This is a genomic window from Vibrio sp. Vb1026 (genome assembly GCF_033338745.1).
Lineage (GTDB): Bacteria > Pseudomonadota > Gammaproteobacteria > Enterobacterales > Vibrionaceae > Vibrio > Vibrio alginolyticus.
On record NZ_JAWOTH010000007.1, the window covers coordinates 172961 to 195464 of the forward strand.

The window sequence follows — 22504 nt, forward strand, 5'->3', positions numbered from 1 at the left end:
TATGTCCTTCTATTACAGAGGTCGGATACCCGTGAGGGGTAATTTGATCGTAGTATTCTATACCTAAGTAACATTTACTTTGGTCATCACAATGTTACTTAGGTATAAACTGCGAAAGCATCTTTATATACAAGAAATCACATAATGCAAGCTCTATCACAGTGAGGATTTCTGCATTATGTAAATTCGGGGTATGATAGCAACTACGCGGGAAGCGAGCATTAAATTCCAATCCATCAAGGACTTCTATGGACGCACTGGCACTGATAATGACAATGGCCGCCTATTTATTAGGTTCGGTTTCCAGTGCGGTTTTGATCTGTCGACTCTTAAAACTGCCAGACCCACGCAGTGTGGGATCTAACAATCCTGGAGCAACGAACGTATTGCGTATTGGCGGACGAGGAGCCGCTGTTTCAGTCTTGTTGTGCGATATGCTCAAAGGCACTATCCCCGTGTGGGGCGGATACTTTCTTGGTATCGACCCTATCATTCTTGGCGTCATCGCCATTGCTGCCTGTCTTGGCCACATGTACCCCATCTTTTTCCACTTTAAAGGCGGAAAAGGTGTCGCAACCGCGCTTGGCGCTATCGCTCCGATTGGTTTGGACTTAACAGGATTGGTGATGTTAACTTGGCTGTCAGTAGCCGCGCTATTCCGCTATTCATCCTTAGCGGCTCTCGTCACGGTTTTGGTCACTCCGTTTTATACTTGGATGTTTAAACCGCAATACACGTTACCTGTTGCTATGCTGTGTTGCTTAATCGTATTTAAGCATCATCAAAATATTCGTCGGCTTTTGTCTGGCGACGAGCCAAAAATCGGCGAGAAGAAACTGACACAAAAAAACTCGGCTTAATGCCGAGTTTTTCGTTTAAAGAGGGATGCATTGGTTACGCATGAACTCGATTCAGGAAGTTCAACAACATTTGGTTGACGAACTCCGGCTGTTCTAAACAACTGATGTGTCCCGCTTGCGGAATTTCTACCAACTCACTGCCCGTGATACAGTCTTTCATTAAATACGATTCGAAAACCGGGCGAGGCTTATCTTCACAGCCCACCGCAATTAACGTCGGCAGAGCGAATTTTTCCGAATCTTCAATCACATCACGGCGACCAAACACCATGCGCCCCATGCGAGCTACTTCCACCGCACGCTCACCGTTCAGCTCTTCTAAACTGCGTTTGAATGAAGCGACAAGTTTAGGGTTATCCTGATTGACGTTGTTGGCAAAGAACAGCGGCACAACGGCTTCAATAATTGGCGCAGGCACTGCTTGGACTTGGCTGATGGTATCAAGCATTGCAAAATACTTTTTATACGTAACTTCTGGCTCCCAGCCAATGAAGGTATCCATCAATACCAGTGACTTAACACGTTGCGGCGCTTGAGCCGTTAGCTCAGCTCCCCACATGCCGCCAACAGATAAGCCCACTATCGAGAATTCTTCGATATCTAAATGATCCATCAATGCCAACATATGTTGTGCATAGTCGGCCAATGACTGTGTCGATGCAGGTGCAGCGTCCGATTCACCATGTGCCCAAAGATCTGGCACAATACAACGGAATGACTGGCTTAAAACCTCAACTTGTGGCGCCCACATTTGGCTATCCCAAAGGTAACTATGACCAAATAGAAGCACAGGGCCCTCACCTTTATCTAGATAAGCAAGTTGCTGACCTTCAATTTCAAACTTATTCATTGTTATATCCATTTCTTATTCTTCCACGTCATCCTAGCACTGAAACAATCGCGAACTGATCGCATCAGTCAGAATGTAAAACGAGGCGGTTCATTGAATAATTAAAAATAAAGGCCTCTGAGGAGCAGAGACCTTTATTACAAAGAACCGGTTTCAAACCTACCGCATAAATTTGACTAAGCGACAGGTGTTAGTTGATCAATTGGCCAACGTGGACGAGCCTCTACTGACATATCAGCCACTTCGCCATTCTTCAAGCGCTGCATGCCTGCGTAAGCGATCATCGCACCGTTATCTGTACAGAACTCAGTACGTGGGTAGTAAACTTCGCCGCCAACTTTCTTCGCTAACTTCTCTAACTCAGCTCGCAAACGACGGTTAGCACTCACACCACCAGCAATAACAATGCGTTTCATGCCTGTTTGCTCAAGCGCGCGCTTACATTTAATAGCCAACGTAGCACACACAGCCTCTTCAAATGCCAATGCGATATCCGCGCGGGTTTGCTCGTCATCACCGTTTGCAGCAATCGTGTTAGCCGTAAAGGTTTTTAGACCAGAGAAACTCATGTCCAAACCTGGCACATTCGTCATTGGGCGCGGGAACTTAAAGCGGCCCGGTGTACCTTTTTCCGCCAGTTTAGATAATAGTGGACCGCCTGGGTAATCCAAACCCATTAGCTTCGCTGTTTTATCAAACGCTTCGCCCGCCGCATCATCAATCGACTCACCTAGAATTTTGTACTCACCGATGCCTCTCACTTCCACCATCATAGAGTGACCGCCCGATACTAATACCGCCACAAACGGGAACGGTGGAGGGTTATCTTCCAACATTGGGGCCAATAGGTGACCTTCCATATGATGAACAGGTACCGCTGGCACTCCCCAAGCATAAGCAATACTGCGACCGATAGTCGCACCCACTAATAGCGCCCCAACAAGACCAGGCCCCGCGGTATACGCGACACCATCGATGTCTTTTGAAGTTAAGTTCGCTTCTTTTAGTGCCTCTTTAATAAGAGGAATGGTTTTCTTTACGTGGTCACGTGAAGCCAACTCAGGCACCACACCGCCGTAATCTGCGTGCAGTTTTACTTGGCTGTATAGCTTGTGTGACAAGAGACCGTTTTCATCGTCATAAATTGCGATGCCAGTCTCGTCACAAGAGGTTTCAATACCAATAATGCGCATGGTTTTCTCAGTATGCTTTCTGTATAGAGGAAATTTGGGCGTCATATTACCTCGCCTTGGTGCTGCAAACAAATTTTGTACAGACAATAATCGACAAAAGGCTTTACAAAGTAGTTGTGATCGGATTAAAATTCCGCACCATTTTTGATCAAGCTGGTAAGAGACCTAACAATTGTGATTTGGTCTGTTGAATACCAGCGTTAACGAATAACCCCTGAGGTGAAAGGCATATGCCAGTAGTTAAAGTACGTGAAAACGAACCGTTCGACGTTGCTCTACGTCGTTTTAAGCGCTCTTGCGAAAAAGCAGGTATCCTTTCTGAAGTGCGTCGTCGTGAGCACTACGAAAAACCAACTACAGTTCGCAAACGCGCTAAAGCAGCAGCTCAAAAGCGTCACGCTAAGAAGCTAGCTCGCGAAAACGCTCGTCGCGTTCGCCTGTACTAATAACTGAGCTCCAAAAGGAATTTAGTTATGGCTCTGATTGATCAACTCAAAGAAGAGCAAAAATTAGCGATGAAAGCCAAGGACAAATTGCGCCTTGGTACTATTCGTTTAGCCCTATCAGCAATCAAGCAACGTGAAGTTGACGAACAGATTACTCTGAACGATGACGACATTCTTGCAGTATTGACCAAGATGGTTAAACAACGTCGCGATTCTGTAGCGCAGTTTGAAGCAGCGGGTCGTCAAGATCTTGCTGATGCGGAACAAGCAGAAATTACCGTTCTTGAGGACTTTATGCCTCAACCACTGACAGACGAAGAAGTAGCGGCTCTCATCGAGAACGCGATTGCTGAATCTGGCGCAGCTGGCATGCAAGACATGGGCAAAGTAATGGGCGTTCTGAAACCGCAAATTCAAGGGCGTGCAGATATGGGTAAAGTAAGCGGTTTAGTTCGCGCTAAATTGGCTTAAGGTACCCCACCCAATTGCAGCAAGCCGTGCTATCCTTTGGAGCGCACGGCTTGTTTGTATCTGGATGGATGGAATGAAATCAATGGGCAATACGCTCATTCTTTTAAGGCATTCACTCCACTCATCATCTTCTTTTTTTGTTAGGTTTTATGGCTGGACACATCCCTCGCAGTTTTATCGATGACCTTCTAGCTCGACTTGATATTGTCGATATCATCGACGCACGTGTGAAACTTAAGAAAAAAGGCAAAAACTACGGCGCATGCTGCCCGTTCCACAACGAAAAGACACCCTCATTCAGTGTCAGTCAAGAAAAGCAGTTCTACCATTGTTTTGGTTGTGGCGCGCATGGAAATGCCATCGATTTTTTGATGGAATTCGACCGACTAGAATTCGTCGAAGCCATTGAAGAACTCGCTTCATACTTGGGTTTAGATGTTCCTCGCGAACAACGTAGCGGCGGTAATGGTTCGTTTCAATCAGGCCCACAAGCAAGCAGCAGTGAAAAACGTAACCTATACGACTTAATGGGCAGCATTGCTCAATTTTATCGTAACCAACTCAAACAGCCAGCAAGTAAGGTGGCGATTGAGTATCTAAAAGATCGCGGCCTGTCTGGTGAAATCGTCCAGAAGTTTGGCATCGGCTATGTGGCTGATGAATGGGATTTAGTTCGTAAGAACTTTGGCCAGAATAAAGAAAACCAAGACATGCTCGTCACTGGCGGCATGTTGATTGAAAACGATAAAGGCAACCGCTACGACCGATTCCGTGGTCGAGTGATGTTTCCTATTCGAGACAGACGCGGTCGAGTAATAGGCTTTGGTGGTCGAGTATTAGGTGATGGGACACCAAAATATCTCAACTCACCCGAAACCCCGATATTTCATAAAGGTAAAGAGTTGTATGGCCTTTATGAAGTACTACAAGCGTACCGTGAGCCACCACAAATTTTAGTGGTTGAAGGCTATATGGATGTTGTCGCGCTTGCTCAATATGGCGTAGATTATTCCGTTGCCTCATTGGGAACCTCGACAACGGGCGATCACTTGCAAGTGTTATTCAGGCAAACAAGCACCGTCGTGTGTTGTTATGACGGTGACCGCGCAGGCCGTGAAGCCGCGTGGCGTGCCATGGAAAATGCATTGCCTTACCTAACGGATGGTCGCCAGTTAAAATTCATGTTTTTGCCGGATGGAGAAGATCCCGACTCTTATATCCGACAAAACGGAAAACAAGCATTTGAGCAGCAAGTGTCTAATGCGATGCCCTTGTCTGAATTCATGTTCAGCTCATTGACTCAGCAGGTCGATATGAGCACGAAAGAAGGCATGGCAAAACTGAGTACTCTTGCGGTTCCTCTCATTGATAAAGTCCCTGGCGGCACTTTAAGACTATACTTGAGAGAATTGCTTGGCCGCCGTTTGGGTTTGGTTGATGAACGCCAACTACAGCAGCTAATTTCAAAACAAGGTAAAGAGGATAAAAGGCCTCAACCTCATAAAGAAATCAAGCGAACGCCGATGCGAGAAGTGATCGCGTTACTGATTCAAAACCCACAATACGTAAGTATGGTGCCAGATCTAACTAGCGTTAGAGATTTGCCCATTCCTGGTCTAAGTTTATTTGTTGATGTACTTGATAAATGCCAAGCGCATCCCCATATCAACACAGGCCAATTATTAGAGCATTGGCGAAACAGCCAAAATGAGACCCTTCTGTCTCGTCTCGCGAGTTGGGACATTCCACTCGATGAGGACAACCAAGAAGAAATCTTTTTAGACTCACTGGATAAAATTATTGCCCAGTGCGTAGAAAAACAAATTGAAAACCTGCAGGCCAAAGCAAGAAGTGTCGGTTTATCAGCCGAAGAGAAAAGGGAGCTGCTAGCACTTATGCTAGATTTAAAAGCGTAACCCTGTTTAATTAGTCAGCAACGATTTAATTTGTTATAGTAAGTGGTTTGCATTTCGCATACTGATTCCTTCACCAGATTACGAAGTTGGATACCGTCTATGGATCACAATCCGCAGTCACAGCTAAAGTCACTTGTTATTAAAGGCAAGGAACAAGGCTATCTGACCTACGCCGAAGTAAATGACCACCTACCTGCTGAAATCGTAGATTCAGAACAGGTAGAAGACATCATTCAGATGATCAACGACATGGGCATTAAGGTAGTAGAAACTGCTCCTGATGCTGATGATTTAGCACTGAACGATGACACAAATATTACCGATGAAGATGCAGCCGAAGCTGCAGCCGCTGCACTTTCTAGCGTAGAGAGTGAGATTGGTCGTACAACAGACCCAGTACGTATGTACATGCGTGAGATGGGTACTGTCGAACTTCTAACTCGCGAAGGCGAAATCGACATCGCAAAACGTATTGAAGAAGGTATTAACCAAGTTCAATCGTCTGTTGCTGAATACCCAGGCACAATTCCGTACATTCTTGAGCAATTTGACAAAGTTCAAGCTGAAGAACTACGTCTTACAGACCTAATTTCAGGTTTTGTAGATCCAGATGCTGACGACACCGCTGCACCAACGGCAACACACATCGGTTCTGAACTGACTGAATCTCAGTTAGAAGAAGAAGACGATGAAGACGTTGATGACGACGAAGATAGCGATGACGATTCAGATGATTCTGAAGAAGATGTAGGTATCGATCCTGAATTAGCGCTAGAGAAATTCAACCAACTACGCAGCACCTATCAAAATCTTCAATTAGCAATCAACGAGTACGGCTATAACAGCCCGAAAGCAACCGTTGCTAATGAAATGATGCTAGACGTATTCCGCGAGTTTCGTCTAACGCCTAAACAGTTTGATCACCTAGTGAATGAACTGCGTACTGCTATGGATCGCGTTCGTACACAAGAGCGTCTGATCATGAAGTCAGTGGTTGAATACGGCAAAATGCCGAAGAAATCATTCATCGCGCTGTTCACTGGTAATGAATCAAGTGAAGCTTGGCTGGATGAAGTTCTTGCTTCAGACAAGCCATACGCTGAAAAGATCAAACGTAACGAAGAAGAAATCCGTCGTTCAATCGCTAAGCTAAAAATGATTGAAGAAGAGACTTCTCTAAACGTACAGAACATTAAAGACATCAGCCGTCGTATGTCTATCGGTGAAGCAAAAGCTCGCCGTGCGAAGAAAGAGATGGTTGAAGCGAACTTGCGTCTTGTAATTTCTATCGCGAAGAAATACACCAACCGTGGCCTACAGTTCTTGGATCTGATCCAGGAAGGTAACATCGGTCTGATGAAAGCGGTAGATAAGTTCGAATATCGTCGTGGTTACAAGTTCTCGACTTACGCAACGTGGTGGATCCGTCAGGCAATCACTCGTTCAATCGCGGACCAAGCACGTACGATTCGTATCCCGGTACACATGATCGAAACGATCAACAAGCTAAACCGTATTTCTCGTCAAATGTTGCAAGAGATGGGTCGCGAGCCACTACCGGAAGAACTGGCAGAGCGCATGCAAATGCCAGAAGACAAGATTCGTAAAGTTCTAAAAATCGCTAAAGAGCCTATCTCAATGGAGACACCAATCGGTGACGACGAAGATTCGCATCTAGGTGATTTTATCGAAGATACAACGCTAGAACTTCCGCTAGATTCTGCAACAGCAACTAGCCTTAAAGTGGCAACAAAAGACGTGCTTGCAGGTCTAACGCCACGTGAAGCGAAAGTACTTCGTATGCGCTTTGGTATCGACATGAACACTGACCATACTCTAGAAGAAGTTGGTAAGCAGTTCGACGTTACTCGTGAGCGTATCCGTCAGATCGAAGCAAAAGCACTACGTAAACTTCGTCACCCAAGCCGCTCAGAGACTCTGCGCAGCTTCCTAGACGAATAATCGCAGCGCATACAAGCTTTTAGAAATCAAAAAAGGTGACTTTAGGTCACCTTTTTTATTATCTACTGTTCTAAGTGGATAAAAACTAAGCGCAATTGCCCTAGTTGGTATCTAGACACCTTGCAACGCTTCCCCTATAATCGTTGTCCTATTAAGGCCCCTTAGCTCAGTGGTTAGAGCAGTCGACTCATAATCGATTGGTCCGCAGTTCAAGTCTGCGAGGGGCCACCATTCAAATCAAGCACTTATCGCTTATCCTCTTTTGAATGTTGCCTTTCTATACGTCCCGAGGTACAAAATCAGTACAGTGAGTATTCGGGAGTACTTTTATGGCAACCTTAGTTAAAACCCCTTCAGGCACATGGAAAGCTGTTATTAGAAAAACAGGCTGGCCAACTACATCTAAAACTTTTCGCCTCAAACGCGATGCAGAAGATTGGGCTAGGCGTACTGAAGATGAAATTGTTCGTGGCGTGTATATCAAACGCTCTTCTTCAGAACGGATGACGATAGAAGATGCTCTGCAACGTTATTTAGCTGAAGTATCTCCCACGAAGCGCCCAGCCACTGCTGCATGTGATGCAAGACATTCCAAACCAATCATCAAAGCTTTAGGCCAATATTCCCTAGCCGCCCTCACTCCAGATATCATTGCCAAATACCGTGATGACCGTTTAGCTGGCTTAGACCGATGCGACGCCAAAGGGAATCCTGCGCCGAAACCTCGTTCTCCAAACACAGTTCGTATAGACCTAGCGCTGCTCAGCCACCTATACAACATCGCGATTAAAGAATGGGGTATAGGCTTAGCAATTAATCCAGTACAAAATATCCGCAAGCCCTCCCCTCCTTCTGGGCGAGAACGACGCTTAACTCCAGAAGAAGAATTGAAGCTCCTAGAAGCCGTTGAGGCACACTCGAATCCGATGTTAACCTGGATTGTCCGTATAGCCTTAGAAACGGGTATGCGCTCATCAGAGATAACCTCTTTGCGCCGCTCTCAAGTTGATTTGAAAAAACGTGTAGTTTTCCTGGTTGAAACCAAAAACACCATGCCGAGAACCGTTCCGCTTTCTCTCCCGGCGTTAGAATCTTTTAAACAGGCAATTAACAATCCGGTACGGCCAATTGATACTGACCTGATTTTTTTTGGCGAGCCAGGTAAAGACGGCAAAAGACGTCCATACAATTTCAACAAGGTATGGATGAAGATTAAGACCAAGATTGGCCTGAAGGATTTCAAATTCCACGACCTGCGCCACGAGAGCGTCAGCCGTTTAGTAGAAGGCGGATTAAGTGATCAGCAAGTCGCGGCCATCAGCGGCCATAAATCGATGCAGATGCTACGCCGGTACACGCACCTCAGAGCCGAAGACCTGGTTGAAGAGCTGGACGCGATTGCAAAAGAGAAAAAAGCATAGGTAGAAGCGACCCTCAAATGTCAATACTATATCTATTAGATGAGTAATGCCGGCTTGTTCTCCTCTGATAAGCCCGACTTATTGAATCTTGGGGGACTAGAAAGATAAACATACCAGTGCTGACATATGAGGGGCAGCTATACTTGAACTGTGTGAAGCTTTCTCAGGTAAGTGGTAACTGAACTAATAGTAAGTTTTATATAACTCTCCCCTCTATATTTACCGCATACATTGATGTTTCCCCACAGTTACACCTCCCGACCTTTACCATTTATCTCTTTATTTTTTAAGCTGAGTCATAATTCTCGACAATCACATTGCAACCAGTTTCCTATCGATGTTATTACATCAAAAACTCAACACATAGGTATGGAAATGCAAACTGGATTATCTATCGCTGGACATCGTTCAAATCGTCCTGCAAACCCATCAGCGGCAGAATTAGCCTTAGATCGTTACGATATGTTAGTTAAAGACTTCTACGCCAAATATAAGACAAATAAAGCTCGTACCGCACCCAAAGCGCAAGTAAAACGAATGCTTGAAGCTGAACAAAGAGATCTAAAGTTTTTGAAGATGAAGCGTACACAATTGATTGCTCATGCCAAAGTCACAGAGATGGAAGCTGAGCTTCGAGATTATGTAAAGGAAAACCAGAGCAAAAAGTTGAAAGAGCTTGAGGAAGAAGAACATCACCCAACTCAAAAACTTGCAAGAAACCTAACCGCAGCAGGGGAGCCAAAACCTACTACCAATCACGAAGCCCACCACATTATTCCAGGTAAAGGTCGGTTCAAACAAACAGCAATTCAGGCAGCTCGACTTGAGCTGCACATGCACCAAATAGGTATAAATGATCCAAGAAATGGGGTCTGGATGATGAACTTCAAAAAGAACAACGACTTGAATTGGGTTGACCCAAAGTCACCGGCACACCGTTCAATACATCGATTTAACTATGAGAACTGGATCGCAAGAATATTTGTGACTGGTGGTATGACAAAACAGATGGTAATAGCTCGGTTAAATAGGATTAAAATGAGCTTGAAAGATGGAGAATACCCTTCAAAGATTACTCAGAAAAAAGATGTAAGTTGGAATGGCTCATGACCGTTTATAGAATCACAGAAGATCCTACTAAGTTTAAAACTCTTTCATTATTGCCTAGTGACCTAGCTGAACAATTAGGTGACTTTGAGCTTGTAAGAGACATACTGCATCAACCTTCGCACAATTCATCACTCCAACCGATATGGGGTAAGGTTAATTCGGAGTTTGCAGATGTTCTCAAGAAAGATTCGGAAACCCCAGATATAAGTATTTGGTGTAATACATTCCTCATATTTTCACCCAAAGCATTCAATTACTTACATAACAAGTTGTCGACATGTGGAGAGTTTTTGCCAATCAATGTAGGTAGTGAAACTTGGTATTTCTATGCAGCACTGACATTCGCAAGAGAAAACAAACAGTTAACGATTCCCAAAGTTGAATACGGTGAATTGATAGGATTGGAGACACTAGTCTTCGACGAAGAAGATACTCAAGATAAATATATCTTCAAGTCAGTAGAGGAAGGCCCCGTAAATTTATTCTGTACAGATATACTTCGAGAATTAGTGACCGAACATAAGCTGACAGGTATCGGTTTCTCAGAAGATCTAACAGGTTTAGATTTCATTGATGAGGCGGTGTAATTTCTCTTATAGGGTTACTTGGTCTTACTCATTGGTTCAATCATTGGTAGCTAACCAAGATGCTAATTAAAGAATCAGTTGTAATACTACAACCGTCCCGGTTTATCTCCAGGCGTTAGAGTCCTTCAGGTAGGCAAACGGCGTCCTTATAATTTCAATAAGGTATGGACGAAGATTAAAGCCCAAATTGGGCTACAGGACTTTAAGTTTCGCGACTTGCGACACGAAAGCGTCAGCCGATTAGTAGAAGGTGGTTTAAGTACTCAACAAGTCACAGCTATAAGCGGCCATAAGTCGATGCAGATGCTGCGCCGCTACACTCACCTAAGAGCTGAAGATCTGGTTGAAGAACTAGAAAGGCGTCGACAAAAGCGCCCCTCAAATGTCAATACGATTGAGATTAGCCCAGTAATAGAAGCTCATTCTCATTACATAAGTTAGGTTTATTGACACTTGAGGGGCTGTAATACAGAAAGGACTCTGATTGTTACAGCCAATACATTTCTAACTCTTTCATAGTTAAAGCTTAACGTGATTTAACACTCAAACCAAATGTTGGTTTATGTTTAATATTAAACCTAAAGGTAATTATCTTTGTTTAATCAAACTTAGTGAGACACTATGGATATCCTATTAAAACTACCAGCCATCAAAAGCGTTTCAAATTATTTAGTATTTCCTGCATTAGCTGTTGCATACATGAGCTACTTCCCCGCTTCCTTAGCCCAAGAAAACTGGATTGAATTCTTGTATAACCTATTGCCTGGAGTTGGAATTACTGCGAATGTAATCCTAGCCTTGTTAACAGCGATTGCCGGTTATGCAGCTCTTTTTTCATTCGCTAACTATTTTGAGTCTTATCACTCCATTCCAATGTTCATGATTACGGCGGGCCTAATGTTATCTGTCGTTATCGCCGCCACATTTGAAATTAGTGAGTTTAGCTGGGTAAATACACCTCTTTCTTTTGCTTTAGCTACTGTTAGCATGACATTTTTATTGGTAGTAGAAAAAGCTAGTAAAGACCGTCAATGAAGTCCGTACAACTTCAATAAAGTACAGCCTCAACAAAAGTGCCCCTCAAATGTCAATGAAGTCGGCTGGCTCTTGCGAAACTAGAGGGAGCTCGACGAAAGCCATGTTCAGTGATATTTGAGGGATAGATATCTACTCATTGTTCATCAGCTTCATATGAGCCCGATAAGCATCCCTGCCACCTTTTTTATTCATTATAAAACAACACGCATAAAATGGGACGTATACCAAAGAAGCCCCCTAGCTTATTAATTAGTATGGAGTTTAAATCGAATAATAAGGACTTTAATTATGGGTAGTACGGGATCTGGAAGCTTCACTGATTACACTAAGACCAGAAGCGAAGATGGTAGTACAGGTGGCACAAGTGGCGAAGATCAGTGTCAGCTATCAATATCTTGTCTTTTGGAAGAGGTCGCACAGTCGTCTTTTTATAATACAAAACAAGATGTACCTCCTGCTGGTAACACGGTTTTAATTCAATTTATGTCTCCCAGAATTGTGGCAGTTGATGCAATTTCTGGTAAAGACTGCGGCGCACTCCCTACTGGTTACAACTACTTACTCAACTGTATGGAAAATGGCTATTCATATGCTGGTGTTATATCCAACTCTTCGAACGGATTAAATCCAATAATTGAAATAGACATTCGTCCAATCACCACTCCATGATTGAGCAGGTAAGTGAACATGTTGATACTTGGTGAGATATTCATAGATTACACACTACCATCCGAACACAACTCATGCAAAATGCGTTTAGGAGGTATTATTCATGCCGCTAGAGGTCTTTGGGCAAATAACATTAAATACTCTGCTGCAATAATCTGCCCCAGCTACCTTACCTCAGAGGCAACCAATTATCTAAAGTGTCACGGTTGTGATGAAGTAATTGTAATTGGTGAGGTTCTTGGCTCACCGAACATTATGTCTTTAGTTGACCAAAGAGAAGTTGGTCAGCAAGGCTACGAAGAGTTGTTAAGGGATAGAAAAAGTATTGAGTTTACTCAAGACACACAGAAACTAACATCTTTCGATAACGTAATTCTTTTTCCTGGACGATTTTGCGTTAAAACACTAACCGACTGCTTTAGTCCCAATGCGAAGTTTAGCATCGATGTTGCTTACGACATTTCAGATCTAAGCGTGTTAAGCCCAATTACAGGAAAAATCGAAACTATTTACCTCTCTACATCTTCAGATTTATTTCTGGGTCTAGCAGCAAACGACATATCCAGTTTGATTACGGAAGCTCAAAGCTTATCTCCATGTAGCATTGTACTAAAAGAAAATAGAGGAGGAAGTAGGCTATTTGACTTAGCGTCCGATCGAATAGTGTCTGTCCCGGCAATCCTCCAGAAAACAGTGAACTCTGTCGGTGTAGGTGACGTCTTTACTGCTGTAGCAGCAGCTTATCGATTTTCTTCTCATTCAATTGAAGACGCCGTTTGGCGAGGTGCCCTTTCGGCGACTTACTACTCCCAAACAACATTTCCAGACGACTTTAAGAGAACCGTTCAAAGAAGCCACAATACACCTTTAGATAAACACAAAAGCATTGGCGGAACATCCCTGTCTTGGCATGCAAGGAAGAAATATAACATTTATATAGCCGCACCTGACTTCAGCTATATTGATAGAAAACATCTTGACTCAGCTATATCCAGCTTAGAGTACCACAACTTCAATATTAGAAGACCTGTACTTGAGAACGGGGAGCTAAACGAAAAATCTTCCAACTTTGAACGTCGAAAAGCTTATGAGGACGACTGCGCGCTCATTAATGTATGTGACGTGATATTTGCAATTCCACTTCAAAGAGACCCTGGAACATTGGTAGAGGTTGGTATTGGCTTAGCTAAAGGAATACCTGTAATAACTTATGACCCTAATCGAGAGAACGATAATAATATGGTAGTGACTGGTAGTAATAAATACTCTTCCGACCTCGACGAATGTTTGAATCATCTCTACGTTGAACTTTCATATTTGGAGAATAGAAAATGACAAAAGCCATAGTGTTAACATCAGGGGGGCTGGATTCCACCACTGTGGTATATAAACTTCTTGAAAAAGGGCATGAAGTTTATCCACTGTTCTTCGATTACGGACAGCATTGCGTCGAAACAGAATGGTCAAGATTAAATGAGGTCTTACCTGCTTCCTGTCCATGCCCAGAAAGAGTTGATATCAGTGAAATTTTTAGAGGCTCTACATCTAGGTTGATCGATGAAGCTGATTTGTGGGCAGACGACATAGTTGATGATGATCTGTACATCCCATATCGAACTATGCTATTTTTCGCAGCCGCTGCAGCACGAGCCCAGACGATCGGTATTCTCGATGTCTATACTGGTTTCATCAACAGCAATCATGCAAAGGAAATTGACTGTACTTCGAGTTTTATGAATAAGCTTGATGGTCTAACTGAATCCATTGGTCCTGTTAGGTTTCATTCTCCATTTAGATTCTCAAGTAAAGCTGATGTAGTACAAGAAGCTATGAAACTACGTGTACCTATAGGAAGAACGTACTCTTGTCAGGCAGCAAGCAGTTTCCCATGCGGAGCTTGTCCTAATTGTGTCGAAAGACTAAATGCATTGAAAGTTATTAGAGATGAACGCGATCACACCAAACCTGGAAGCGACGATTGAAATTCTTAAGTCCGCAAGAATTTTAGCAAACTATGCCAAAGAGCAAGGCTTGGAAGTTGATGGACATCAATACAGACCAACTTATGACCATATGGGAGCAATCTTAGCTGATTCAGTGCTCCAAGCAGGATTGAACTACACTACTGTAGTCAGACCTAGGGTACTCGCGATACTTAACACATACTCAGAAATGAAAAGTACTTGTGAGTTAGCTCGGTTGCTTCAACAAGATGGTCCACAAAAGATTCTTAACTGGACTCACTCGACAAAGCTCTCTAGATTCGAGAACCTTGTGTCTTATATGTTAAACAATGACATTCATACTGCCAGCGATCTGAAAAACAAACTCATGAAAGATGATTTTTGTTCAGATCTTCAATCCCTAAACGGTATTGGTCCAAAAACTGTTGATTACATGAAGTGTCTAGTTGGTATAGATTCTATTGCTGTAGATAGACACATCCGAAGTTTTGCTAAAAATGCAGGAATAGAGAGTTCCGAATATACTTTTCTGAAAGATGTATTTTGTTCAGCAGCAGACTTGTTAGCAATTTCTAGACGCGAGTTTGATTCATGGGTTTGGAGAACACTTGCATTGCAGACTTCCCCTCAACAATCTCTATTTTAATACTCTTAGGCACTATAGTAATGCATCGTCCTTGGCTTCATGACGAAAAACCACATACATGAACCTAGGAATATAACTTCCGAGAAATCTTTTTTACTCATATAGGCCGGGATAGCAATTGGATTTATGGATACTCGAGCCTTAAACCTCACGTTGTTCCTAAACAATCGTGAGACAGGTATCACATATCTCAAAATATTATTTAAAAAAGCGGCAGGAGTTTAGAAATTAGCATAATTCCTTCCTAAGTTTTCTCCCACTACTCAGTACCTTGAACAAATGATATTTCGCTCCATCCCCTATTCGATATATCGAAACCATTCTAATAAAACTCGCTTTTATCAATATAAAAACAACTTAATTCAAATATATATAATTACAATTAAGACAATATAAAATTTAAAATCCTATATATCGAAACAAAATAACAAATAATATTTCCCATAAAAATTTTAGCCGCTAAAATCCGATCGAAAACATTTAAATAAAATTACGATATATCGAAAACAAAGAAAAATTAATAATTCCAATCTTAAATTGTCGAAAATTTACATATTGATTTTTAGGTAATATTATTGCTTTAATTTACATAGACTGACATAAGGTAGTTGTCATTTTTAATTAAAATATATTCTTAACACTTATTTAAAGTAATTCTCCAGATGAAATAAATAAAATGCAAAGGAGGGCAATATGACCACTGAGGAATGCTTGTATAGAAAGTACGGAGGTTCACCACTTCTTTCGTTTTATCAAGTGGCTGAGATCCTACACCGCAGTCCACAAGGCCTAAGAATGACTCTTCGGAGCAACTGTGAACTGGCACATAAGCTCAAACCGAACCAAGTAAAAATAGGAAGACGTGTTTATTTTAAAGTTTCCGATATTGCTAATTTAATTGACCAATCATCTTATCAATACCAGGAGGCTTGATATGTCTGATTACGTCAAAGAACTACAGTCCTGGGTTATTCAAAGACAAAAAAACAATCGTTCGCCAAATAAGCAAGAAGTGCTTGCAACTTTTCTTGGCGTAAAAACCGATGTAGAGGAAGCAATTAACGCTGGTTACAACTTAAAAACGATTTGGACCTACCTAACAGAGAAGAATCTAATCGCATTTCGCTATGAGACTTTCCTGCGTTATGTGAAGCAATACATAACACAAACCTCAATGGCTACTCCGCCCACTAAAGAGAAATCAGAGAAGTCGCCCCCCTCTCGTGACATAAACGGTTTTTCTTTTAATTCACAGCCAAATAAAGAGGACTTGATATGAATATATTCAAACGCAGTGCATACGCAACTGTATCTCAGTTAAAACGCAACCAGTGCACTATTTTGTCTATTTTGGGCCATTTTCGCACCATTTTATGTCTTTTTCTACGCAATTGCGTGACAACAGTGCGATAGCGCCGCCCTTTTTTGATAACTAATGAGGGCGATATTGCGGGCAGGATGTGTGAAGGAGTCCCACTATGCAAGCATAGCGATGACTCTTCACTTTCCTTATTCGCACCTGCGGCGCTCAACGGCAATCCTGCCCTGCGGGAGCAATTCAGTGATAGATGATTAGATAGGAGAACACGTAATGCAGCATGAAGAAAAAGTCACCAGGAAGAACACAAGCCCTCTTAAAGTCTACTGCCTACCTGATGAACGTGAAGCGATTGAGGTTAATGCCAAACAAGCAGGCCTCAGTGTTTCAACCTATCTACGCCGAATTGGGCAAGGACGCCAAGTGAAAAGCGTCGTTGATGCAGAACAAGTACGTGAACTAGTCAGAGTTAATGGTGATCTTGGCAGGCTTGGTGGGTTACTAAAGCTTTGGCTAACTAATGATGCTAAAGCAGCTCAAATCGGCACACCTACCATTAGAGCAGTATTAAATCGCATCGATTCAACCAAAGCTCAGATGAGCGAGCTCATGGAATCTATTCTTAGTCAAAGGTCCTAGCCATGATTGCTAAACACATCCCAATGCGTTCAGCGAGTAAGTCCGATTTTTCGGGCTTAGTCCGTTACCTGACTGATACCCAAAGCAAAGAACATCGGTTAGGTCAGGTGCGGCTAACTAACTGCGATGCAGATTCAGTTAGAGACGCTATCTGCGAGGTATTGGCCACTCAGCAAACAAACACCAGAGCGAAAAATGACAAGACTTACCACCTGATTATTAGCTTTCGCGCTGGAGAACAAGTTAGTTCTGATGTTCTTTCTACAATCGAAGAGCGTATATGTGAAAGTCTAGGTTTTGGTGAACACCAACGTATCAGTGCAGTTCACAATGATACTGACAACCTGCATGTTCATGTGGCGATCAATAAGATCCATCCATCACGCTATACCATACATGAACCGTACTATTCACATCGTACGCTTGCAGAACAATGTGAACGATTAGAAAAGGCATTTGGACTACAACAAGACAATCACACCCCTAAACAAAACCGCGGTACTGCACGCGCTGTTGATATGGAGCGTCACTCCGGCATTGAAAGCCTAATTGGATGGATTAAGCGTGAGTGTATAAACGAAATAAAAGCCGCTCAAACATGGTCTGAGCTACACGCGACTCTATGCCAAAACGGATTAACACTTTCAGTAAAAGGCAATGGTTTGGTGATTTCATCCGACACAGGAATCACGATAAAGGCTAGCACGTTGGATCGTAATTTATCCAAACCAAAGTTGGAGTCCCGCTTCGGCGCATTTCAGCCACACCAAACTATTAATAATAAATTCAGCTCAAAACGCAGTTACCAAAAAAAACCTGTTCAGACTCGAATAGATACAACGGAGCTTTACGCCAGATATCAGAAAGAGCAGAAGAGCCTTGCAACTAATAGAACCACCGCATTAGAGACACTTCGTCAAAAGAAAAATCAGCAAGTTCTAAATGCCAAGAAGCAAGGCAAAGTACGTCGCATGGCAATAAAACTCACCAATAGCGGTAAGTTTACTAAGCGCTTGCTGTATGCCCAAGCCAGTCAAGCACTTCAAAAAAACATCGCTTTAGCTCAACAACAATACCAAAACGATCGCCAAGCAATCTACAAAACTTATAGCAAAAGAACTTGGGCCGATTGGTTAAAACATCAAGCCCATCAGGGTGACCAGAACGCTTTGGCCGCATTGCGAGCAAGAGAAGCAGCACAAATGCTAGACGGCAACACTCTACAAGGCAATGGACAAGAACAAACAAACTTCACAAGCGTTATTGATTCTATTACCAAAACTGGAACCATTTTGTTTCGATCCAAAAACGGAGCAATACGTGATGATGGTCAACGCCTTCAGGTATCGGGCCAAGCGGATAAGGAATCCATAGTCCAAGCACTAAAAATCACAATGGCACGATATGGCAACGAAATCAGCGTTAACGGCTCCCCTACATTTAAGGCTTACGTGATTCGTGCAGCGGTTGATACCCGCCTACCTATCACCTTTAGCGATAAAGCATTAGAGCAAAGGCGGCTCTCATTACTCTCTTCCAATCAAGATGTAACGAGGAACAACCAACGTCGTGATATCTCACCTATTGGCAAGGCTCCCCCAATAATTAGGCGGAATAAGCTCAGCAATCTCTCTCAGCTTGCTGTTCTGCGCTTTGAGAAGCCACAAGTTCAAGAACATTCAACATACGAACAGCGTAAAGCTCGGTTGATAGCTGAAATGGCAAAGAAACAAGAAAAACAATCTAGAAAAAGTAGAAGTCGATAAACACTTCACACCGTCAGTTAAGGAAATCGCAATGAAACTTAGAAGGAAAATTTTAGCGGCTAAAATTCACGTCCTAACTATTGGGATGCTTTGGAGTTATGTTGGTCCCACTTGGTCGGGGATTCCAGTCGCAGATGGCCTAAATCTGCCTCACAACATACTTTCCGCAATGGAGTCGGTAACTCAAACCGCACAGCAGATCCAACAATACCAAACGCAACTTCAGCAGTATGAAAACCAACTAAAAAACACAGTGGCACCAGCTTCGTACATCTGGGACCAAGCTCAAGCGACGATAAATGAACTTAACCAGGCGACCAATACACTCGCCTACTATCAGAACCAACTCGGTAGCCTAGATAACTACCTTGGTAAGTTTCAAGACGTTTCTTATTACCGTAACTCTCCGTGTTTTTCAGCTCAAGGATGCAGTGATACAGAGTGGGCTGCCATGAAGGAAAGCCACCGTATTTCCTCCGAGGCTCAAGTATCAGCGAGTAAAGCTGCAATCAAAGGGATTAGTCAGCAATTTAAAGCCTTACAAAACGACGCTAAGCAGTTAGAAAAGCTACAGCGACAAGCTCAAGGAGCCGAGGGGCAACTAGAAGCAATTCAATATGCGAACCAATTTGCTAGCCAACAAAGCAGTCAACTCTTACAGATACGTAGTCTGATGACCGCTCAATACAATGCTGTCGCGACACAAATACAAGCCGAAAACGATCAGAAAGCCCGACACCAAGCTGCACATGAAGAACTCTTCAATTTTGACTCACCTACAGATCGTTCGAAAAACAGGAAGTTTTAACCATGAGAATATTCATATCGATGCATTTATATCTCAGCTGCTTATTACTTTTAAGTGGCTGTGGACAGCCCACAGACGTAGAAAAAATTGATTGTGAGTCACCCGACTCAACGCAGTCGGAAGGTTGCTTATGGAATATGGGTACGCCAACAGAACGTAGCCAAAATAAAGGTTTCTAATGATGACATTTCGACTATTCACTCTCTCGTGGCTAGCCATAATTTCAACACCCGTTAATGCCACAATCGAAACTAACGGTGTGCTAGATGAAGTTGCAGTCCACTTTCTGACCGTGAGCAGCTCTTGGGCAGGCGTGATAACTAATCATGCAAGCTGGTTGTTTTGGTTGCTTGGGACAATCTCACTTGTGTGGACAGGAGGGAATCTATTACTAAAACAGGCAGATATAAGAGAGTTTTTTGCCGAGTTTACCCGCTTTATTATCACCTTCGGTTTCTTCTTATGGCTGCTTAGAAACGGTCCTAAGTTTGCCGCTTCTATCATAGATTCACTCAGAATAATTGGCGCTCAAGCGGCAGGATTACCTCGTGAGCTGACTCCATCAGAGCCGATCAGCATCGCTTTCGACATTATTACAAAATCAAGCGAAGCCTATAGCTATACAAGCCCCTTTGATAACTTAGCAATTTTCATTATTACCTTGTTAATTTTGGTTTGTATGACGGTTGTAGCAGCCAATGTCTTACTGTCTTTAGTTTCCGCTTGGGTTCTTACTTATGCTGGAATTTTTGTACTGGGTTTTGGGGGCTCAAAATGGACCTCTGATATTGCCATCAATTACTTTCGTAGTGTGCTCAGCATTGCCTTAAAGCTTATGACCATGACGTTAATGATCGGCGTCGCTATGTCAATTATGGATAGTTTTTATGCTGAGCTGTCAGCAAACACCTCAATGAAAGAGCTACTGGTTATTTTCGTAGTATCCGTAGTTCTAATGCTACTTATTCACTCCGTACCCAATGTAGTCGCGAGCTTAATACCAGGCTCAGGATCTGCTACTAGCTCAGGAAATGTAAGTGCTAGCGCGATGGCTGGAGCCGCAATGGCTACTGGTGGCATGGCTGCTGGTGCAGCTATTGGAACGGCGGGAGGAGCCTCGGCTCTGCAAGCTGCGTTCAAGGCGGCGTCCAACTCTGAAATGCTCGATTCAATGACAGGCTCTATTGGTAGCGACTCTTCTACAACATCCGAAGACCCTGGCACAGGTGACACCCCCTTCGCCCATGCATCAGGAATGCAAATGAACTCAAACAGCGTTGTCGCATCCACGGCTAAAGCAGGACGAATTGCAGCAGGGGCAGGAGTAAACCTAGCTAAAGGTATTGGAGATATTGCACGTAACCGTATCAGTCAAACTGCGGGAGGCCGCTTGGCTGAAACAATCAAAACTCAAAGTAACCAAGAAGACATTTAATGATGCCTTCACACAAAATCAGATAGGAGAATCACAATGGATTTGCATTTCCCACCTCAAAACTGGACAGACTTTGGAACATTTTTCGCAGTCATGTTCCTGGTGATGCTCGCATTTTATTTTGCCGGTCAGTGGGCACACTCAACCAAATACAGTAAGCAGCTTTATCGTTTAGCTGACGTCCTGGAAGGGGTTCAAAACAAAGTGGCAAACAAGGCGTATCGAAGAATGATGTCGTTAAATAAGCAAACCAACAAAACCAGAGGCTGGCCGTTCAAGTAACGCAAATAATCAAGACACATAGGCCGGTGCTCGCAACACCGGCCCACATTTTCACATTACACCTTCCATAGAGGTATAACATGACAGTTACTCATTATAGTGCACGCTTTCAAGATATAAAGTGCTCATTTTTCACCCTACCCCATGTATCTTGTGAGGACTGATATCATGTCACGCAAGAACACAAAGACGACAGCAAACAAAGGCTACTCTCCTGAAGTACGTATTGTTTTACGAGTCGTGAAGCAAAGGAGTGTACCTGAGGCGACGCGTCGCCTCATCGATAAATTAAAGCACTTTCAAGATAAACCTTTTGTCCTTAAATCACTAAACTCATTGATTAGCCCCCATAGAGATATGCAGCGCCGTGTGAGAATCAAAGCCTTTCGAGTACTGACTGTTTTAATCACTTATATGGATTGGGCAACGTTCCGCATTGGAGTACCAAAGGCTACGTTTAATGATCCTGTCAAACATAGAGCAATGATTAAACGATACGAAAAAATGTATGACGAAGTAATGCCCGAATCTACCTGGTTTCGTTATATCGATAAACTGACTCAAGCTGGCTACCTTAATAGCGCCAACATGGATATTCGTAACCAAGAAGGTCAGATACGTGGCACAGCTGGATTAAAGTGGCTAACAATGAAGCTAATGAAAGAACTTAACTTAAAATCAGGCTGGCTTGACGAGCAGAGGAACCACGCCTTGGAACGGTTGAAAAAGTCCGGTCGTTGTAATGTTTGGCCAACTTATGCTAGTAAACTAGCGAAAAAGAAACGAGTCCGTGTGATAACAGAGGAAAGTACACAAACTAGCTCTGCGCGAGGCCAATTTGATACTGCGCTAATTTCATTCGACGACAGAGCCCCACAATTCCAGTAACCACCTCTTATCTTTAAGCCAATTAGCTTTGGTCGATTCCTCACGCCTGAAGCATACATCTCTAGATAATTGCTCAAACCTTCATCAAATTATTAATGTAGATGCTCCTTCTGCCCCCTAATATCATAGTGCTCATTAGATATTAAGGCGGCATCAATTCAATATAGAGGTAGTTAAACAACAAAGTGAGAGTTGATAAAAGATGATGATATAACAAGTGGTTACTTCATTAACC

At 43.0% G+C, this 22504-nt stretch carries 22 protein-coding genes, 1 tRNA gene and 1 pseudogene; 22 read left to right on the forward strand and 2 right to left on the reverse strand.

The window, feature by feature from the left end; genetic code table 11:
* The first annotated feature begins 248 nt into the window (after positions 1 to 248).
* A complete protein-coding gene (gene plsY / locus R7E47_RS13150; RefSeq protein WP_005379857.1) occupies positions 249 to 860 on the forward strand; it encodes a glycerol-3-phosphate 1-O-acyltransferase PlsY in 612 nt (203 codons plus the stop codon).
* A gap of 34 nt (positions 861 to 894) precedes the next feature.
* On the opposite strand, the gene R7E47_RS13155 is transcribed toward plsY, so the two are convergent.
* Positions 895 to 1710 (reverse strand): alpha/beta fold hydrolase, encoded by an 816-nt coding sequence (locus R7E47_RS13155; RefSeq protein ID WP_005379855.1) that lies wholly within the window; start codon positions 1708 to 1710, stop codon positions 895 to 897.
* Between the two features lie 176 nt (positions 1711 to 1886).
* Positions 1887 to 2903: a tRNA (adenosine(37)-N6)-threonylcarbamoyltransferase complex transferase subunit TsaD gene (gene tsaD / locus R7E47_RS13160; RefSeq protein WP_005379854.1), complete on the reverse strand. Its 1017-nt coding sequence runs from the start codon at positions 2901 to 2903 to the stop codon at positions 1887 to 1889.
* A 230-nt stretch (positions 2904 to 3133) separates the two neighbouring features.
* Here tsaD and rpsU point away from each other — a divergent pair, with 230 nt between their 5' ends.
* The 21 genes and pseudogenes from rpsU (at position 3134) to R7E47_RS13265 (ending at position 22269) form a co-directional block, all read left to right on the forward strand.
* Complete coding sequence (gene rpsU / locus R7E47_RS13165; RefSeq protein ID WP_001145625.1) at positions 3134 to 3349, forward strand: 30S ribosomal protein S21; 216 nt, start codon at positions 3134 to 3136, stop codon at positions 3347 to 3349.
* Positions 3350 to 3376: 27 nt separating this feature from the next.
* A complete protein-coding gene (locus R7E47_RS13170; RefSeq protein WP_005379720.1) occupies positions 3377 to 3820 on the forward strand; it encodes a GatB/YqeY domain-containing protein in 444 nt (147 codons plus the stop codon).
* Positions 3821 to 3969: 149 nt separating this feature from the next.
* Entirely contained in the window at positions 3970 to 5736 is a 1767-nt protein-coding gene (gene dnaG, locus R7E47_RS13175; RefSeq protein ID WP_005379719.1) for a DNA primase, read from the forward strand.
* A gap of 99 nt (positions 5737 to 5835) precedes the next feature.
* Positions 5836 to 7698 (forward strand): RNA polymerase sigma factor RpoD, encoded by a 1863-nt coding sequence (rpoD, locus tag R7E47_RS13180; RefSeq protein ID WP_005395986.1) that lies wholly within the window; start codon positions 5836 to 5838, stop codon positions 7696 to 7698.
* A gap of 155 nt (positions 7699 to 7853) precedes the next feature.
* Positions 7854 to 7929, forward strand: a tRNA-Ile gene (locus R7E47_RS13185).
* 98 nt (positions 7930 to 8027) lie between these two features.
* Positions 8028 to 9119, forward strand: a complete 1092-nt coding sequence (locus tag R7E47_RS13190; protein ID WP_058966373.1) for an integrase — start codon at positions 8028 to 8030, stop codon at positions 9117 to 9119.
* Positions 9120 to 9494: 375 nt separating this feature from the next.
* The gene (locus R7E47_RS13195) at positions 9495 to 10229 is read left to right on the forward strand and encodes an AHH domain-containing protein (RefSeq protein ID WP_054578491.1); all 735 of its coding nucleotides are present in this window, start codon (positions 9495 to 9497) and stop codon (positions 10227 to 10229) included.
* A 290-nt stretch (positions 10230 to 10519) separates the two neighbouring features.
* A complete protein-coding gene (locus R7E47_RS13200; protein ID WP_182039652.1) occupies positions 10520 to 10816 on the forward strand; it encodes an imm11 family protein in 297 nt (98 codons plus the stop codon).
* 159 nt (positions 10817 to 10975) lie between these two features.
* Positions 10976 to 11257: pseudogene (locus tag R7E47_RS13205) on the forward strand (tyrosine-type recombinase/integrase); the annotation flags it as partial.
* Positions 11258 to 11437: 180 nt separating this feature from the next.
* Positions 11438 to 11851 (forward strand): hypothetical protein, encoded by a 414-nt coding sequence (locus R7E47_RS13210; RefSeq protein ID WP_058966371.1) that lies wholly within the window; start codon positions 11438 to 11440, stop codon positions 11849 to 11851.
* Between the two features lie 291 nt (positions 11852 to 12142).
* The gene (locus R7E47_RS13215) at positions 12143 to 12523 is read left to right on the forward strand and encodes a hypothetical protein (protein WP_058966369.1); all 381 of its coding nucleotides are present in this window, start codon (positions 12143 to 12145) and stop codon (positions 12521 to 12523) included.
* An 18-nt stretch (positions 12524 to 12541) separates the two neighbouring features.
* Positions 12542 to 13858: a nucleoside 2-deoxyribosyltransferase gene (locus R7E47_RS13220; protein WP_079757311.1), complete on the forward strand. Its 1317-nt coding sequence runs from the start codon at positions 12542 to 12544 to the stop codon at positions 13856 to 13858.
* Complete coding sequence (locus R7E47_RS13225; protein WP_058966367.1) at positions 13855 to 14505, forward strand: 7-cyano-7-deazaguanine synthase; 651 nt, start codon at positions 13855 to 13857, stop codon at positions 14503 to 14505. The genes R7E47_RS13220 and R7E47_RS13225 overlap by 4 nt, the downstream gene beginning before the upstream one ends.
* Complete coding sequence (locus R7E47_RS13230) at positions 14468 to 15133, forward strand: hypothetical protein (RefSeq protein WP_058966365.1); 666 nt, start codon at positions 14468 to 14470, stop codon at positions 15131 to 15133. Before R7E47_RS13225 ends, R7E47_RS13230 begins: the two co-directional genes overlap by 38 nt.
* 934 nt (positions 15134 to 16067) lie before the next feature.
* A complete protein-coding gene (locus R7E47_RS13235) occupies positions 16068 to 16412 on the forward strand; it encodes a TraK family protein (protein ID WP_058966361.1) in 345 nt (114 codons plus the stop codon).
* A gap of 312 nt (positions 16413 to 16724) precedes the next feature.
* Positions 16725 to 17090: a conjugal transfer transcriptional regulator TraJ gene (traJ, locus tag R7E47_RS13240; RefSeq protein WP_025607208.1), complete on the forward strand. Its 366-nt coding sequence runs from the start codon at positions 16725 to 16727 to the stop codon at positions 17088 to 17090.
* A 2-nt stretch (positions 17091 to 17092) separates the two neighbouring features.
* Positions 17093 to 18856, forward strand: coding sequence for a TraI/MobA(P) family conjugative relaxase (gene traI, locus R7E47_RS13245; protein WP_058966359.1), 1764 nt, complete (start codon positions 17093 to 17095; stop codon positions 18854 to 18856).
* 31 nt (positions 18857 to 18887) lie between these two features.
* Positions 18888 to 19664, forward strand: coding sequence for a P-type conjugative transfer protein TrbJ (gene trbJ, locus R7E47_RS13250; RefSeq protein ID WP_029856133.1), 777 nt, complete (start codon positions 18888 to 18890; stop codon positions 19662 to 19664).
* Between the two features lie 178 nt (positions 19665 to 19842).
* Positions 19843 to 21099: a P-type conjugative transfer protein TrbL gene (trbL, locus tag R7E47_RS13255; protein ID WP_373920854.1), complete on the forward strand. Its 1257-nt coding sequence runs from the start codon at positions 19843 to 19845 to the stop codon at positions 21097 to 21099.
* Positions 21100 to 21135: 36 nt separating this feature from the next.
* Positions 21136 to 21381: a hypothetical protein gene (locus R7E47_RS13260; protein WP_318084346.1), complete on the forward strand. Its 246-nt coding sequence runs from the start codon at positions 21136 to 21138 to the stop codon at positions 21379 to 21381.
* Positions 21382 to 21549: 168 nt separating this feature from the next.
* A complete protein-coding gene (locus tag R7E47_RS13265; RefSeq protein ID WP_058966353.1) occupies positions 21550 to 22269 on the forward strand; it encodes a hypothetical protein in 720 nt (239 codons plus the stop codon).
* Positions 22270 to 22504: the final 235 nt, after the last annotated feature.

Excerpts from the sequence above, each read along its gene's own strand:
- plsY (WP_005379857.1), top strand. The coding sequence starts at position 249 with ATGGACGCACTGGCACTGATAATGACAATGGCCGCCTATTTATTAGGT.
- R7E47_RS13155 (WP_005379855.1), bottom strand. The coding sequence starts at position 1,710 with ATGAATAAGTTTGAAATTGAAGGTCAGCAACTTGCTTATCTAGATAAA.
- tsaD (WP_005379854.1), bottom strand. The coding sequence starts at position 2,903 with ATGCGCATTATTGGTATTGAAACCTCTTGTGACGAGACTGGCATCGCA.
- rpsU (WP_001145625.1), top strand. The coding sequence starts at position 3,134 with ATGCCAGTAGTTAAAGTACGTGAAAACGAACCGTTCGACGTTGCTCTA.
- R7E47_RS13170 (WP_005379720.1), top strand. The coding sequence starts at position 3,377 with ATGGCTCTGATTGATCAACTCAAAGAAGAGCAAAAATTAGCGATGAAA.
- dnaG (WP_005379719.1), top strand. The coding sequence starts at position 3,970 with ATGGCTGGACACATCCCTCGCAGTTTTATCGATGACCTTCTAGCTCGA.
- rpoD (WP_005395986.1), top strand. The coding sequence starts at position 5,836 with ATGGATCACAATCCGCAGTCACAGCTAAAGTCACTTGTTATTAAAGGC.
- R7E47_RS13190 (WP_058966373.1), top strand. The coding sequence starts at position 8,028 with ATGGCAACCTTAGTTAAAACCCCTTCAGGCACATGGAAAGCTGTTATT.
- R7E47_RS13195 (WP_054578491.1), top strand. The coding sequence starts at position 9,495 with ATGCAAACTGGATTATCTATCGCTGGACATCGTTCAAATCGTCCTGCA.
- R7E47_RS13210 (WP_058966371.1), top strand. The coding sequence starts at position 11,438 with ATGGATATCCTATTAAAACTACCAGCCATCAAAAGCGTTTCAAATTAT.
- R7E47_RS13215 (WP_058966369.1), top strand. The coding sequence starts at position 12,143 with ATGGGTAGTACGGGATCTGGAAGCTTCACTGATTACACTAAGACCAGA.
- R7E47_RS13220 (WP_079757311.1), top strand. The coding sequence starts at position 12,542 with ATGTTGATACTTGGTGAGATATTCATAGATTACACACTACCATCCGAA.
- R7E47_RS13225 (WP_058966367.1), top strand. The coding sequence starts at position 13,855 with ATGACAAAAGCCATAGTGTTAACATCAGGGGGGCTGGATTCCACCACT.
- R7E47_RS13230 (WP_058966365.1), top strand. The coding sequence starts at position 14,468 with ATGAACGCGATCACACCAAACCTGGAAGCGACGATTGAAATTCTTAAG.
- R7E47_RS13235 (WP_058966361.1), top strand. The coding sequence starts at position 16,068 with ATGTCTGATTACGTCAAAGAACTACAGTCCTGGGTTATTCAAAGACAA.
- traJ (WP_025607208.1), top strand. The coding sequence starts at position 16,725 with ATGCAGCATGAAGAAAAAGTCACCAGGAAGAACACAAGCCCTCTTAAA.
- traI (WP_058966359.1), top strand. The coding sequence starts at position 17,093 with ATGATTGCTAAACACATCCCAATGCGTTCAGCGAGTAAGTCCGATTTT.
- trbJ (WP_029856133.1), top strand. The coding sequence starts at position 18,888 with ATGAAACTTAGAAGGAAAATTTTAGCGGCTAAAATTCACGTCCTAACT.
- trbL (WP_373920854.1), top strand. The coding sequence starts at position 19,843 with ATGATGACATTTCGACTATTCACTCTCTCGTGGCTAGCCATAATTTCA.
- R7E47_RS13260 (WP_318084346.1), top strand. The coding sequence starts at position 21,136 with ATGGATTTGCATTTCCCACCTCAAAACTGGACAGACTTTGGAACATTT.
- R7E47_RS13265 (WP_058966353.1), top strand. The coding sequence starts at position 21,550 with ATGTCACGCAAGAACACAAAGACGACAGCAAACAAAGGCTACTCTCCT.